Origin of the sequence: Sulfitobacter sp. (genome assembly GCF_041552635.1) — a bacterium.
Lineage (GTDB): Bacteria > Pseudomonadota > Alphaproteobacteria > Rhodobacterales > Rhodobacteraceae > Sulfitobacter.
The window spans coordinates 1-15239 of sequence record NZ_JBFEKM010000103.1; the positions used below are offsets into that span (position 1 = coordinate 1).

At 57.4% G+C, this 15239-nt stretch carries 11 protein-coding genes; 4 read left to right on the top strand and 7 right to left on the bottom strand.

Annotation, left to right across the window (positions count from 1 at the left end; genetic code table 11):
• Positions 1 to 61: 61 nt before the first annotated feature.
• Positions 62 to 715, top strand: coding sequence for a GntR family transcriptional regulator (locus ABYT07_RS12950; RefSeq protein ID WP_372992206.1), 654 nt, complete (start codon positions 62 to 64; stop codon positions 713 to 715).
• Between the two features lie 5 nt (positions 716 to 720).
• On the opposite strand, the gene ABYT07_RS12955 is transcribed toward ABYT07_RS12950, so the two are convergent.
• A complete protein-coding gene (locus tag ABYT07_RS12955) occupies positions 721 to 2637 on the bottom strand; it encodes a glycosyltransferase family 2 protein (protein WP_372992208.1) in 1917 nt (638 codons plus the stop codon).
• 94 nt (positions 2638 to 2731) lie between these two features.
• Entirely contained in the window at positions 2732 to 3892 is a 1161-nt protein-coding gene (gene carA / locus ABYT07_RS12960) for a glutamine-hydrolyzing carbamoyl-phosphate synthase small subunit (protein WP_372992209.1), read from the bottom strand.
• Between the two features lie 196 nt (positions 3893 to 4088).
• Between carA and ABYT07_RS12965 the strand changes: the two genes are divergently transcribed.
• Complete coding sequence (locus tag ABYT07_RS12965; RefSeq protein WP_372992210.1) at positions 4089 to 4547, top strand: GatB/YqeY domain-containing protein; 459 nt, start codon at positions 4089 to 4091, stop codon at positions 4545 to 4547.
• A 3-nt stretch (positions 4548 to 4550) separates the two neighbouring features.
• Here the strand turns inward: ABYT07_RS12965 and ABYT07_RS12970 are convergent, their stop codons facing one another.
• The 3 genes from ABYT07_RS12970 to ABYT07_RS12980 all read right to left on the bottom strand — a co-directional run bounded on the left by ABYT07_RS12970 (position 4551) and on the right by ABYT07_RS12980 (position 9884).
• Positions 4551 to 5033 carry a DUF2244 domain-containing protein gene (locus ABYT07_RS12970; RefSeq protein WP_372992212.1) on the bottom strand — a complete coding sequence of 161 codons (483 nt, stop codon included), beginning with the start codon at positions 5031 to 5033 and terminating at the stop codon, positions 4551 to 4553.
• Positions 5034 to 5153: 120 nt separating this feature from the next.
• On the bottom strand, positions 5154 to 8594 hold the full coding sequence (locus tag ABYT07_RS12975; protein WP_372992213.1) for a pyruvate carboxylase: 3441 nt from the start codon (positions 8592 to 8594) through the stop codon (positions 5154 to 5156).
• Positions 8595 to 8699: 105 nt separating this feature from the next.
• On the bottom strand, positions 8700 to 9884 hold the full coding sequence (locus ABYT07_RS12980) for an alpha-hydroxy acid oxidase (protein WP_372992214.1): 1185 nt from the start codon (positions 9882 to 9884) through the stop codon (positions 8700 to 8702).
• A gap of 218 nt (positions 9885 to 10102) precedes the next feature.
• Here ABYT07_RS12980 and ABYT07_RS12985 point away from each other — a divergent pair, with 218 nt between their 5' ends.
• Positions 10103 to 12523, top strand: coding sequence for an ATP-dependent helicase (locus tag ABYT07_RS12985; protein ID WP_372992215.1), 2421 nt, complete (start codon positions 10103 to 10105; stop codon positions 12521 to 12523).
• A 144-nt stretch (positions 12524 to 12667) separates the two neighbouring features.
• Here the strand turns inward: ABYT07_RS12985 and ABYT07_RS12990 are convergent, their stop codons facing one another.
• The gene (locus tag ABYT07_RS12990) at positions 12668 to 13207 is read right to left on the bottom strand and encodes a hypothetical protein (protein WP_372992216.1); all 540 of its coding nucleotides are present in this window, start codon (positions 13205 to 13207) and stop codon (positions 12668 to 12670) included.
• A gap of 416 nt (positions 13208 to 13623) precedes the next feature.
• A complete protein-coding gene (locus ABYT07_RS12995; protein WP_372992218.1) occupies positions 13624 to 13836 on the bottom strand; it encodes a DUF1127 domain-containing protein in 213 nt (70 codons plus the stop codon).
• A gap of 470 nt (positions 13837 to 14306) precedes the next feature.
• Here ABYT07_RS12995 and ABYT07_RS13000 point away from each other — a divergent pair.
• On the top strand, positions 14307 to 15239 hold a 933-nt coding region (locus ABYT07_RS13000; RefSeq protein WP_372992220.1), incomplete at its 3' end, for a P-loop NTPase.

A 15239-nucleotide genomic window follows, 5' to 3' on the forward strand; every position in this document is an offset into this window, starting at 1 on the left:
CGCGGGCTTGCGCAAATGGACGCGGGGGATAAGGTGTCAAAAACCTGATGAAAGTGACCTGATGACTGCGCCCCGTCCCGGACCGACCGATGCCTATACGATGATTCTGGATGCCATTGATGTGGGTACATACCGACCCGGCAGCCGTCTGGTGGAAAGCGAATTGGCCGAACGGTTTGGTGTTTCACGGACCCCAATTCGCGAGGCATTGCAACGGCTTGAGACGCAGTCTTTGCTGGCGCGTGACGGGCGTAGCCTGATCGTGGCATCGCTGGACCACAACCAGATGGCGGAACTTTATGTGGTACGAGGAGAGCTGGAGGGGCTGGCCGCACGGTTGGCCGCCCGACACGCCACCGCCGAAGAAGTCCGCGTGCTGCGCGAGATGGTCGAGGATGATAATGCCCTGCGCAATAATCCGGGGGCCTTGGCGCGGGCAAACCGGCGTTTTCACAAACAGATTCATCTGGCATCGCATAACCGCTATCTGGTGCAGCAACTGGATCTGGTGCACCGATCGATGGCGCTGATGGCAACATCATCCTTGGCGGTCGAAGGGCGCGGGGCCATTGCCCAACAAGAGCATGATAATATCGTTCAGATGATCGAACAGCGTAACGAGGACGGCGCGGACGAGGCGCTGCGTACACATATCTCGGTCGCGTTCATGACCCGTCTGAAACAAGAGGCGGCGCGGCGCGAAGAAGACGGGTAACGCCGTCAGGCCTTCTTTGGTGATTTGCCTGATTTCGCCGTGACGCCGTGTTCGGTTTTGTCCCAGTAAAACGGTGACACCACGAATTCATACAAGGCTTTATAGGCCGCGAATGTCCCCAAGATGAAATACAGCGGCAAGGTAACGACCCAAGGCAACAGATGCCGGTGCTCGGCCCTTGAGGCTGCTTTGAACGCGATCGAGATGTTGAGGATTTCGGCAAAGACGAAAAAGTAGAACAGCCATGTCAGAACTTTGGTGCCCAATGTAATCTCGATCGGGTGGGAAAACCCCACAAGCGTCAGGCAAAACGACCATAGCAGCGGTGCGCAGATGAATTGGTTGAAGGTCGCAAGAAACAGGGTCTGTATTCCCAAGAACCGTGCGAAACCAACCTCTTGAAGCAGTTTGACAGGGTTGCGCATATGGACGCACCATGTGATCAGGAACCCTTTCAGCCAGCGCGAGCGTTGCTTGACCCAAGGCCAGGCTCGGAAATTTGCCTCCTCATAGGTGACTGTCGGCAAGAGATCGGTTTTGAAGCCGTGGCGCGCAAGGCGGACCCCCAAATCTGCATCTTCGGTCACGTTGTGGGCGTCCCAACCACACAAATCCTCAAGCACATCGCGGCGGAAAAATAAGGTGGTTCCGCCTAGGGGAATGATCAGCCCCAACCGCGCAATGCCGGGCAAAATCACACGCCACCATGACGCGTATTCGATTGTAAAGCAGCGTGAAATCCAATTGGTGCGGGCGTTATAATAGTCCAAAACCCCTTGAACACAGACGACATTCTGGGGCGCATGGGCGAAATGCTCAACAATGCGGTCGATTTGATCGACTTCCGGCGCGTCTTCGGCATCCCAAACCCCGATAATGCTGCCGTTGCAAAAATCGAGCGCATAATTCAACGCGCGCGGCTTGGTGCGCAGGCGGTTGGCTTGTGGCACTTCGATCACGTCAAACCACGATGGCAGCGTGGTGCGCGCGATGGTTTCGCGGGTCATGGCGTCACCTTCCTCAAGCACCAAGACGATCTGAAGCAGGGATTTGGGGTAGGTCAACCGGGTCAGACGGGCAATCAGGGCCGTTGCGATTTCTTTTTCATGCAACAGCGGCACCAGAACCGACACGCGGGGCAGTTGGAGTTTTTCCCGCGTCGCCAGCCCTGTCGCGATGCCCGTCATCCGGGCCGTAGCCGGGGGATCATCACACAAGAACAGCCGTGCGAAAAAGGCTAAACTGCGCAGGGAAACCGTTAGAATACTGGTGCACAGGGCCCAAAGAATGATGATGGTAAAGGTCCATGCGGGCTGCAAGATGATCAGCGTCGACAGAAGCGAAAGCACCCCGAACGCCCATGCCCGCCGGTCGCGCCGATCCACGCGCCATGTGCGACAGCTTTCGACCGGAGGAACGCGTGTTGCCGCGCGTTGCGCCAGCTCAGCGCCATAAACTTCAGTAATAGCTTGTTTTATCTGCCGCTCGTCCGCGATGACGGGCAGAAAGCTTATTCCGCTGGCGGCAAGGTCGTGATTGAATTGAACGAATTTGTCCGGCGTGCTGGTTGCAACCAGAACAATATTGCCAACCGACCGCCAAGGCACGATGCCAAGCCGCAAACAGTCCTGCGCCGAGATATGTTTGCCCATGGTCGGTTTGGGCGGATCAGCGACCAAATCAACCAATTGCAGTTGGTGCTGGATCGCAAGTGCTTGGGAAACCTGCGTCGGTGTGATCAACCCCTGGGCAACAAGTAATTCGCCCAAAGGCACATTTATCGTGCGCTGATGTTCAAGCGCCAGAACAAGATCAGCCTGATCAATCAGGTCTGCATTCACTAAAATCCGACCCAGCAGCACACGTTTACGGACCGGCGATGCCGGTTCGGGTGACGTATATTGTAGGCCTAGATCGCTCATCCCTCGAATCCTTAGCGCGCATTTCGCGATCAGGATGGGGGCGGGTCGTTAAGCGTCGGTTAACAAAATCTAAACCAGCAGAGACTTGTGGACTTTAGGCCGCGCGTTCTGCCATGGCCGCAGCAAAACGTTCGAACAAATAAAAGCTGTCTTGCGGACCCGGGCTTGCTTCTGGGTGGTGCTGCACGGACCAAACGGGCCGCCCTTCCATTCGGATGCCACAGTTGGACCCGTCAAACAGCGAACGATGGGTTTCAACAACACCTTTGGGCAGCGTCTGCGCATCAACCGCAAATCCGTGGTTCATCGAGGTGATTTCAACCTTGCCGGTGTCCACATCCTTGACGGGGTGGTTTGCGCCATGGTGGCCGTGGCTCATCTTGACGGTATTGCCACCCAAGGCGCGGGCCAGCATTTGGTGGCCAAGACAAATCCCGAAGACTGGCAATTGCGTGTTTTCAATGATGCTTTTGATCATCGGAACGGCATAGATGCCGGTCGCCGCCGGATCGCCGGGGCCGTTGGACAAGAATACCCCGTCGGGATTATGGGCCATTACATCTTCATATGTGGCCGATGCCGGCAGCACTGTCACATCGCACCCGACCGATGCCAAGCACCGCAGGATATTGCGTTTCGCGCCGTAATCGATGGCGACGACCTTATGAGGCGCGTTTTCCTGTGCGGCGTAACCTTCGGGCCATGCCCACCGCATTTCATTCCAGCGATAAGATTGGGCACAGGTGACCTCTTTTGCCAGATCCATACCCTCCAGCCCGGCAAATCCGCGCGCAGCGGCAACCAAAGCTTCGATGTCGAAGTTACCGTCAGGGTCATGCGCAAGGGCCGCGTGGGGCGCACCTTGTTGGCGGATAGCGCGGGTCAGCCGGCGCGTATCAACGCCGCCGATGGCGATACGTCCGCGGGCTGCTAGCCATTCGGACAAATTCTGTGTCGACCGCCAGTTGCTGGGATCTGTCGGCATCCATTTGACAACCATACCTGCCGCGACCGGATCACCGGTTTCGTCATCTTCGGGATTGGTGCCGGTGTTGCCGATATGGGGAAAAGTAAATGTCACAATCTGCCCTGCATAGGACGGGTCGGTCATAATTTCCTGATAGCCGGTCATGGCGGTGTTGAAACACAGCTCGGCGACGGTTTGCCCTGTGGCACCGAACCCCATGCCGTAAAAAAGCGATCCGTCCGCGAGTGCAAGGCAGGCGGTCGGGCGGGAATGTGCGGGCGCAGTCATGGGGGGCCTCCGGGCGGCAGATATATGGGGCTAAACGGGGGCAACCTAAAGCCGGCGCAGCACGGGGTCAAGAGTATGCGCAAAATGATATGTCGAGTGAATTCAGGGGGTTAGGGCGTTACATCGCCATTGCCTGTCGGATCGAAAGCAGTTAGGTTTGCCCGCTTAACATCAGACGGTTCAAAGGACGATGGCAATGGACTTGCGTAAACGCATCACAGACGCCCTGAAACAGGCAATGAAAGACAAGGCCGCGCAGCGCCTGTCGACCTTGCGCCTGATCAATGCGGCGATCAAAGACAAAGACATTGCCGCGCGCATGGACGACGGGGATAATGGTGTCGGTGATCCGGAAGTTCTGGCAATTCTCGGCAAGATGTCAAAGCAGCGGATGGAATCGGTGCGCGCTTACGAAGAAGGCGGGCGTATTGATCTGGCCGACCGTGAACGCGAAGAGATTCAGGTTATCGAAGAGTTCCTGCCGCGCCAGTTGTCCGAGGAAGAATCCGCCAAGGCCGTCGACGCGGCCATTGCCGAGGTCGGTGCGACGTCGATCCGCGATATGGGCAAGGTCATCGGATTGCTGAAAGGTAAATACACCGGCCAGATGGATTTCGGTGCCGTCGGTCCCAAGGTAAAAGACCGGCTAAGCTAAGCCTTACCGCAACAACGACCGGTTCAGCTCGTCGAAAAGTGCGATGCGCTCCTCTTCGCTGAGGAACTTGCCGATCTCCACTTCGCGGCCATGGCCGCGGAGCGTGACGTAATGTGGCACGGGCCCGTCTTTTTCGTATTTCGTCACAACCGCCCAATATCGGTTGCAATCCCATTCCTTGACGTCGCCCTTGGGCGAGGTGTGGATCAGATGCACCGTGTCGTCGGTGACTGTAAGCACCTCTTCAATCTGGCGGGCCTTATGGTTGCCTTGCAGTGCGAAATACATACCCCACACCGCCGCCAACATGAACGGCAGTAGCCCCCACAACAACGGTGTGCCCAATAGGGGCAGGGTGGGGATCAGGATCAGCGTAAAGGTGGTCAGGATGAATGCCGCGAACCCCTTGGGCGGCAAGGACTGGTGCGGCCAAAGGCGCAGTTCCTGCTTGGCTGCGGTGGGGGCAGTTTTCCATTCGTAGGGCATTGGGCTGGGCGTCCGGTTGGATTCTTTTTAGACCTCTAAGATAGCGCTGCTGTCGGGCCAGACAATGCGACAGATCGCGTCTGGCCTGACAGCCGTTTCCGTTTGTTGGCCCGAAATGGTTTATTCCAACTCTATCAACAAATCCTTGGCATCGATCTGGCCGCCGGGCGCTACATGCACCGCTTTGACCACGGCATCGCGATCCGCGTGAATGCCGGTTTCCATCTTCATTGCCTCGATGGTCAGCAGCAGATCGCCCGCCTTGACCTGTTGCCCTACGACCGCGCCGACTGATGCGACAACCCCCGGCATTGGCGCGCCGATGTGGTTGGTATTGCCAGTTTCGGCCTTGGGACGCTGGGCGGTTGTGGCTTTGACCAGACGGTTGGGCACACGCACGACACGGGGTTGACCGTTCAGTTCAAAGAACACTTTGACCTCGCCATCCTCGTTGGTTTCGCTCAGCGCTTGCAGGCGGATTTCCAGCGTTTTGCCCGGGTCGATTTCGCCGGTGATTTCTTCGCCCGGTTCCATGCCATAAAAGAACGTGCGTGTGGGCAGCACGCGCACGGGGCCATAGGTGCGATGGCGGCCCATGTAATCAAGGAACACCTTGGGGTACATCAGATAACCTGACAGATCGTCATCTTCGACCTTTGCGCCTTCAAGCTGGGCTTCCAGCTCTTTGCGTGTCGCCTCAAGGTCAGTCGGCGGCAGATGTGCACCGGGGCGGTCTGTGTTCGGCTTTTCACCCTTCAGGATCTTGCCAGAGATGCCTGCCGGGAACCCGCCCGGAGGTTGGCCCAGATTGCCGCGCATCATGTCGATAACCGAGTCAGGAAAGGACATTTCCGCATCCGGGTCTTCGACTTGGGCGCGGGTCAACCCTTGGGACACCATCATCAGGGCCATGTCGCCCACGACCTTGGAGGACGGCGTCACCTTGACGATATCGCCAAACATCTGGTTCACATCCGCATAGGTTTTCGCGACCTCGGGCCAGCGGTCATCCAGCCCCATCGACGCGGCCTGCGCCTTGAGGTTGGTGAACTGGCCGCCGGGCATTTCGTGCAGGTACACTTCGGATGACGGTGCCTGCATGCCGGTCTCGAAGGCCGCGTATTCGCCGCGCACTTCTTCCCAATAGTTCGAGATTTCGCGCACCGCGTCCATCGACAACCCTGTGTCGCGGTCGGTGTGTTTCAGTGCCTCGACAACCGACCCCAATGTCGCCTGCGATGTATTGCCCGACAGCGCGTCCATCGCGCAATCGACCGCATCAACGCCTGCCTCGGACGCGGCCATGATGGTGGCGATGGCAACGCCAGCCGTGTCATGGGTGTGGAAGTGGATCGGCAGGCCGACCTCGGATTTCAGCGCTTTGATCAGCACCTTGGCCGCGTTTGGTTTCAGCAATCCTGCCATGTCTTTCAGGCCCAGAACATGCGCGCCAGCGGCCTTAAGATCTTTGCCCATCGCCACGTAATACTTGAGATCGTATTTAGCGCGATCCGGGTCAAAGATATCGCCGGTATAGCAAATGGTGCCTTCGCAGATTTTGTTGTTCTCGATGACGGCGTCCATGGCCACGCGCATGTTTTCAACCCAGTTCAGGCTGTCGAACACACGGAACACATCGACACCTTCGGTCGCGGCGACGCGGACAAATTCCTGCACCACATTGTCGGGATAATTCGTGTAGCCGACGCCGTTCGACCCGCGCAGCAACATCTGCGTCATGACATTTGGGATGGCGGCGCGCAGGTCGCGCAGCCGCTGCCACGGGCATTCTTGCAAGAAGCGGTACGCCACATCGAATGTCGCACCGCCCCAGCATTCCATCGAGAAGAGCGTGGGCAGGTTGGCGGCATAGGCGGGGGCGACCTTGATCAGGTCATGGCTGCGCATGCGCGTGGCCAGCAACGACTGATGCCCGTCGCGCATGGTGGTGTCTGTGATCAGCAATTGGCGCTGCTGACCCATCCAGTCGGCCACAGCTTGCGGGCCTTTTTGTTCCAGCAAATTGCGGGTGCCCATTTGGGGTTCGGCCCTTGCAACAGGGGGCATAGGTGCGCGCACGGTCGCAGCTGGGCGTTCAAAGCCCTTGGTTTCAGGATGCCCGTTCACGGTGATGTCAGCGATATAGGTCAGCACCTTGGTCGCGCGGTCGCGCCGTTTCTTAAAGGTGAACAGCTCGGGCGTCTGGTCGATGAACTTGGTGTGGTAGGTATTGTCGAGGAACGTCGGGTGCTTCAGCAGGTTTTCCACAAAGGCGATGTTGGTCGACACGCCCCTGATCCGGAATTCGCGCAAGGCACGATCCATACGCGCGATGGCCTGTTCGGGTGTCTGCGCCTTGGCTGTAACCTTGACCAGCAGACTGTCGTAATAGCGCGTGATTACGCCGCCGGAATAGGCGGTGCCGCCGTCCAGACGGATGCCCATGCCTGTCGCCTCGCGGAACGCGGTGATGCGGCCATAATCGGGGATAAAGTTGTTCTGCGGGTCTTCGGTCGTGATGCGGGTTTGCAGGGCGTGTCCGTTCAGCTGCACATCGGCTTGGCTGGCTTTGCCGGTTGCTTCGGCGATGGTCTTGCCCTCGGCAATCAGGATTTGCGCCTGCACAATATCGATGCCGGTGACTTCCTCGGTGACGGTGTGTTCGACCTGAACGCGAGGGTTCACTTCGATGAAGTAGAATTTGTCGTCATCCATATCCATCAGGAACTCGACGGTGCCGGCGCATTCATAGTTCACATGAGCGCAGATTTTGCGGCCCAGCTCGCAAATCTCGGCGCGCTGATCTTCGGTCAGATAAGGCGCAGGTGCGCGTTCAACGACCTTTTGGTTACGTCGCTGGACCGAACAGTCGCGCTCGAACAGATGGTAAATCTCGCCGTGCTTGTCGCCCAGAATTTGCACCTCGACGTGGCGGGCTTTGATGATCATCTTTTCCAGATAACCCTCGCCATTGCCAAAGGCGGCTTCGGCCTCGCGACGGCCCTCGAGAACCTTTTCCTCAAGCTCTTTTTCAGAGTTGATCGCTCGCATGCCGCGCCCACCGCCGCCCCAAGACGCCTTGAGCATTAGGGGATATCCCACCTCGGCCGCCTGTTTGCGGACCAGATCCATGTCGGTGCCCAAAACTTTGGTGGCGGGAATAACCGGCACGCCTGCTTCGATCGCGACGTTGCGCGCGCTGGCCTTGTCGCCCAAGGCGCGCATGGTTTCAGCGCGGGGGCCGATAAAGGTGATACCGTTTTGTTCGCAAGCGTCCACAAAATCGGGGTTTTCTGACAGCAGGCCATAGCCTGGGTGAATCGCATCGGCACCCGAGGCTTTGGCAACGCGGATGATCTCGTCAATGCTAAGATAGGCCGCAACGGGTCCAAGCCCTGCGCCGATCCGATACGCCTCATCTGCCTTAAAGCGGTGCAGCCCCAGCTTGTCCTCTTCGGCAAAGACCGCGACTGTCTTTTTCCCCATCTCATTGGCCGCGCGCATGATGCGGATGGCGATTTCACCGCGGTTTGCGATCAGGATTTTTTTGAAGTCGGTCATTTAGCGTCTCACTATCAGTCAAAGTGGGGGCGATACTGCTTGCGTCGATATAACGCTGCGTCGCAGCATGGTGGGATTGTTTGTGCGGTGATGCAAGAAGAAGTTTTAACCCTCCGGAGGGGATATTTTTTCATTTTTAAATAACGCGTTAGCGTCCAAAGCCATCGCAGGAGGCAGGTCGCGCAGTGTTTTTGCGCCCAATTGGCCCATGTTGGCAGTGATATCCTTGGCGAGTACGTCGATCAGGTGGTCGACCCCTTTCGGGCCAAGTGCGGCAAGTGCGACGTGGAAGGCCCGCCCCAGCATGATGAAATCGGCACCAAGGGCAAGGGCGCGCAAAATATCGAGCCCGCCTTCGACACCGCTGTCAAAGAGAATGGGCAGGGTGGTTGCTGCGCGGATGCCGGGCAGCATGTCGATTGTGGCAGGGGCCGCATCGAATTGCCGACCTGCATGGTTCGAAACCCAAATTCCGTCTGCACCGATTTGTTCAAGTCGGGTGGCGTCTTGGGGGTGCAGCACGCCCTTGATCATGAACGGCCCGTCCCACGCGTCACGCAGCCATTTGACATAATCCCAGTCCGGCGATGTGCGCAGCAGATACCCGATATGGGCGGTGGAAGACAGGCCTTTGGAATGCGTGTCCTGATACTTGTCGAGCATCCGCATGTGCGGCATGCCCCTGCGCGCCATGCCCATTGCCCAAGTGGGCCTGAGTGCGACCTGCGCCATCAGGCGCGGGGTAAGGCGTGGCGGGCTGGTCAGACCCGAGCGCGTCTGACGTTCGCGGCGGCTGGCGACGGGAACGTCAACCGTCAGGATCAGGCCCTTGAAACCAGCGTTCTTGGCGCGGGAGAGCATGTCTGTGCGTATCTCGGGGTCGCGGGGCGGATAAAGCTGGAACCATGCGTTGTCGCCCAAATGGGGGGCGAGGTCCTCGGGGCTTTGGGCCGCAACGGTGGACAAGCTGTAGGGCAGGCCTGCGCGCGCGGCGGCGCGTGCCAGATGCCCCTCAGCGTCAGGCCAGATCAGGCCCGACATACCGATAGGCGCCATGCCGAAGGGCAGGGGGAAGTGTTGACCGAAAAGGTCTGTGGAAAGATCGGGCACAAATTCGCCGTGCAGGATTGAGGGCATAAATCCAATGCGGTCCAATGCTGCACGGTTCAGGCGTTTGGTTGCCTCACCCCCGGTCGCGCTATCGAGGTATTCCCAAACGGATTTCGGCAAGCGCTTTTTCGCGCGCTGGCGCAGGTCTGAAAGGGAGGGGTAACGTGTGTGCAAATCCATCCGTGTATTTGCTCAGCCACCTTTGGGATTGTCCAGCGTAGGCGTGTGCGATTCGCCAAAAAACCTAGATACAGTCAAGGCGCGCTTGCCGGTGCCAAGCTTCTTTATGGAGATACTCTCGTGGGGCGGGACCTTTCATTCTTTTCTGCCTCTGGAGAATTGGAACATTTTAAGAACGTCCCTTTCATTCAGGGGACGTGCGGGCTAGATTGGCTTCCATGAATGATTTCGACGAAATGGACGCCTTTGAGGGCGCATCTTTATCGGCGCGCGCTATGGCCGCGCGTCCGCAGCCGTATTTGGACGGGTTGAACCATGCGCAACGCGCCGCAGTGGAGCAAATGGACGGCCCGGTGTTGATGCTTGCGGGGGCAGGCACCGGCAAGACCAAAGCGTTGACCGCGCGGATCGTGCATTTGATGAACACCGGCCGTGCCCGCCCGAACGAGATTTTAGCGGTGACCTTCACCAACAAAGCTGCGCGCGAGATGAAGAACCGCGTCGGTGCGATGCTGGGGCAAAGCATCGAAGGCATGCCGTGGCTGGGCACATTTCACGCGATCTGCGTCAAACAGCTGCGCCGTCACGCAGAACTGGTGGGGCTGAAATCGAATTTTACGATCCTCGATACCGATGACCAGCTGCGGTTGCTCAAGCAGTTGATCAAAGCCGAAGGGATTGACGACAAACGTTGGCCTGCGCGCATGTTGGCAGGCATCATTGACGGCTGGAAGAACCGCGCGCTGACGCCTGAAAAGGTGCCAAGCGCGGACGCGGGACACTATAACCACCGCGGCACCGAGATTTACGCCCAATATCAGGCGCGGCTGAAAGACCTGAACGCCTGCGATTTCGGCGATCTGCTGTTGCATATGGTGACCATCTTTCAGACCCACGAAGACCTGCTGAAACAGTATCAGCGCTGGTTCAAATTCATCCTTGTGGACGAATACCAAGACACCAACGTTGCCCAATATCTATGGCTGCGGCTACTGGCGAGCGCACATAAAAACATCTGTTGTGTGGGCGATGATGACCAGTCGATCTATGGGTGGCGCGGGGCCGAAGTGGGCAATATCCTCAAGTTCGAAAGCGATTTTCCCGGTGCCCATGTGGTCCGGCTGGAACAGAACTATCGGTCCACCCCGCATATTCTGGCCGCCGCGTCGGGGGTGATTGCGGGCAACGAAGGGCGTTTGGGCAAGACGCTTTGGACCGAGGCACGGGATGGTGAAAAGGTCCGTCTGATTGGCCATTGGGATGGCGAAGAAGAGGCCCGCTGGATCGGAGACGAGATCGAATCGATGCAGCGCGGTACCCGCGATTTGCGGCAATATTCGCTGGATAATATGGCAATCCTTGTCCGCGCCTCGCACCAGATGCGGGCATTCGAGGATCGTTTTCTGACCATCGGTCTGCCCTACCGCGTGATTGGCGGACCGCGATTCTACGAGCGGCTCGAGATCAGGGACGCAATGGCCTATTTCCGCGTCGTGACATCGCCCGATGATGATCTGGCGTTCGAGCGGATTGTGAACACGCCCAAACGCGGTCTGGGTGACAAGGCGCAGCAGAATATCCAGAAGACGGCGCGTGAAAACGGTGTGAACCTTGTGGAAGGCGCGCGGATTTTACTGGCGAATGGCGGGATCGGTGGCAAGGGGGCCGCGCAGTTGCGGTTGTTGATCGACGGAATCGAACGCTGGGGCGAAATGGCGCGCGGGCCACGGCTGCGGGTTGAGATTGACGATAACAGCGTGATCGACGATGGCGCGCCGACTGCGCGCTATGAATATGGCCCGCCTGAATTGTCCCATGTGGAGCTTGCCCAGATTATTCTGGATGAAAGCGGCTATACTGGGTTCTGGCAGAACGATAAAACACCAGAGGCACCGGGGCGGCTTGAAAACCTCAAGGAATTGGTCAAGGCCTTGGAACAGTTCGAAAATTTGCAAGGGTTCCTTGAGCATGTCAGCCTGATTATGGACAACGAACAGCAAGGCGAGGGCGAAAAGGTGTCGATCATGACGCTACACGCCGCCAAGGGCTTGGAATTCCCGGCCGTCTTCCTCCCGGGCTGGGAGGACGGGCTGTTTCCGTCGCAGCGGTCCATGGATGAAAGCGGGTTGAAGGGCCTCGAGGAAGAGCGCCGTTTGGCCTATGTCGGCATCACGCGGGCCGAGGAAATTTGCACTATTTCGTTCGCTGCGAACAGACGTGTGTTCGGACAGTGGCAAAGCGCTATGCCGTCGCGGTTTATCGACGAATTGCCTGAGAAAAATGTTGATGTGCTGACCCCGCCGGGCCTGTATGGCGGTGGTTTCGGGGCTGCGATGCCAAAATCGAACCTGCATGAAAAAGCCGCCGAGGCCAATGTCTACAATTCCCCCGGATGGCGGCGTCTGCAATCGCGCAGCAATGACCGGGGCATGGGCCAACCATCCGAAGCGCGCAATGTCACCATCGACATGGCGGCTGTTAGCAGCTTTACGATGGGAGAACGCGTGTTCCACCAGAAATTCGGCTATGGGGATGTGATCGGCATCGAAGGCGACAAAGTTGAGGTCAGCTTTGAAAAGGCCGGGACCAAAAAGGTCGTATCACGTTTCTTAACCGGGTCGGATGACGTGCCGTTTTAGGGCATGGGCCCCGTATTTTAGTGCGTGTCCCTGCACCAACAGGCACCGCTATGCTGATTGATCTGTTGGAAAACGCTGCACCCACTGACGAAAACATCGAATTGCCAAGCACAATATTCTGGGGCCATGCGGATTCGAAGCCCGCTAATCAATGATTCCCGCGCCGGTGAACCCGCATTCCTCGGCCATCTTCAGGTACGACGCTGTAAAACCGTCAAGAAAAACGTACATGAAGACCTTACCATCAACGACCACATCGAACTGACCATTTTTACGCATTGCCCGCAGAACCCATTGGCTGTGTGGATGGTCAAAGGCGATTTCAGCATTGGCGAAACCTTCATTATCGACAAAGCCGACGACCACACTGTCCATCACATCCTCATCGTCGAAACGGATATAGACAGGTTGCCCGTCTTTCAGCACGGTCTGGTGATGTCGGACCGCATGTTCGCGGATCACAACGGTGGGAAAGTAATCCGGTGGGCCAGCATCGCCATTGCTCATGGAAATGACCGCGCTCGGCTCCCCGTCGCCCCCGGTCACCGCGCTGCAGGTGCGGCGCAGATCCTCGCCGGTATCAACTTCTTGCACGGTGACGCGCCAAGACCCGTATTCCCAATACCCATCGGCCCACGCCGATCCCGCCACCAAGGCCAATAGGCCACCTATGATCAGCCGCAAACAAACTACTCCTCAGACATGATATGTTCAGCCTGACAGTAACGTATTGACATAACCTTGCAACGCGGCCGGATTTGAATGCCGTCGGTCGTCTTAAATTCGATTGGTTTTGGGGACTACTGGAAGGGCGCGACAAAATTCCCTGCCATTTTACGACAATTCTGGCGGGCCAGCCTTTGGTCCCCCAATCGGATCTGGTGGTCGCGAGAAATATAAATGATGTCAGCCCCCTAAACAAAAGAACGGCGGCGCTTTGGGAGGAAAGCACCGCCGTCTTTTTCGACGTCTCCAATCCAATCGGGAGGAAAGGGGAAGGAGACGTTTATGAAGGCCTCGGGTCTCAGGGAGGAGGAGGAAACCTTTGGCCTTCTACAGACACACAACAGGGAGGGTGCGTGTGCCCGATCTCAATTCATTTAGGCTGCGTTGCGGCCTGTTTCCAGAGCGATGCCGCGGATTTGTGACCGGCCGATGCCAAGGTCGTTCAATTCGCGTGTCGACAGCTTGCTGAGTTCGTTGAATGTCGCGCGGTAGACGCGGCGCTGTGTGCGGCGTGTCGCGATTGTCGACAGCAAAGCATTAAAGCGGTCTGCGATGGACGGGGCGTTGGTTACGTTTACATATGCCATTTCAGCACCTCATTTGATTTCGTCTTTGTTCGTCTTCGTTCGTGTTGTGATCAATATGTAGGAAGATGCTGCAGTTGCACAATAGACGTATCGGCAATGCTGCTATGCAGCAAATGCATGGGCCAAGTTGACGTAACGTCCTGAAAAAATTTGACAAAAAAATGGCGATGACACCAGGGAGGAGGAGGGTGCCATCGCCTAAAACAGAAACATCCGGGAGGAGGATGGATGCGTCTGGTCTTTATTGTGGAGACCAACTTGTGATCTCCTGAAACCTTTCTGACCTATTTGCTGCGACTGCACAATTACTTACTTTTGCAATGCTGCTATGCAGCGAAAACATATGAGGAATGGCTAATAATTGAGCGCAAACGCCGCCTCTTGACTGATCTATGGGCAAAGTTTTGACCTCCCCTTGTGGTTTTCGCCAAAACTGCCATGTCAAAGCGCAAATTAAGAAGGAATACAGCATGCCGATCACCAAAGCAGACGTCCAAGCCGCCCTTGATCGGGTGCTGTTGCCCGACGGGAAATCCATTCTTGCCCATGATTTGATTCGTGCACTAACAATTGACGGCGATACGGTGCGCTTTGTGATCGAAGCGCCCAATGCCCAGGTTGCTGCACAAATGGCCCCGTTGCGCGACGCAGCTGAAAAGGTAGTCAAAGCGTTGGACGGCGTAACCACTGCGACTGTTGCACTGACGGCGCATGGCCCTGCACCCAAACCTGCGGCACCCAGCCTTAAGATCGGCGGGCACCCCAAGCCACAAGACGGCCCGACCAAGCCCAAAGGTGTGCAGCGCATTCTGGCCATCGGGTCAGGCAAGGGCGGTGTGGGCAAATCCACGGTCAGTTCGAACCTTGCGGTTGCGCTGGCGCGGGCAGGGCGCAAGGTGGGGCTGTTGGATGCCGATATCTATGGCCCAAGCCAGCCGCGCATGATGGGGGTCAATAAACGGCCCGCATCCCCTGACGGCAAAACGATCATCCCGCTGCATGCTCATGGCGTCACACTGATGTCGATCGGCTTCATGATGGAAGAAGGCAAAGCCGTCGTCTGGCGCGGTCCAATGTTGATGGGCGCGCTACAGCAGATGCTGGGGCAGGTGGAATGGGGCGAACTGGACGTGCTGCTGGTTGATCTGCCACCCGGCACTGGCGACGTACAGTTGACACTATGTACCAAGTCGGAATTGTCGGGCGCGATTGTGGTTTCCACGCCGCAAGACGTGGCGTTGATAGATGCGCGCAAAGCAATTGACATGTTCAACACGCTGAAAACGCCTGTGCTGGGATTGATCGAAAACATGTCGATGTTCGTCTGTCCCGATTGTGGATCAGAGCACGAGATTTTCGGCCATGGTGGCGTCGCGTCCGAAGCCGAGAAGATCGGCGTACCC